At 65.4% G+C, this 240-nt stretch carries 1 protein-coding gene; it reads left to right on the forward strand.

The window, feature by feature from the left end:
• On the forward strand, window positions 1–240 hold a 240-nt coding region (locus OO62_RS36240), incomplete at both ends, for a transglycosylase SLT domain-containing protein (protein WP_033271986.1).

The raw sequence follows: 240 nt of genomic DNA on the forward strand, positions 1-240 counted from the left end.
CGGCTCCTACGAGGGCCTGCACCGCAACATCATGCGCGAGTCCAGCGGCAACCCCAACGCCGTCAACGACTGGGACATCAACGCGATCAACGGCATCCCCTCGAAGGGTCTGCTCCAGGTGATCCAGCCCACCTTCGACACGTACCACGTCGCCGGAACGGCCAACAAGCTCACCGACCCGGTCGCCAACATCACCGCCGCCGCCAACTACGCGGCGCACCGCTACGGCTCCATCGACAA

The organism is Streptomyces lydicus, assembly GCF_000717345.1.
GTDB classification, from domain to species: domain Bacteria; phylum Actinomycetota; class Actinomycetes; order Streptomycetales; family Streptomycetaceae; genus Streptomyces; species Streptomyces lydicus.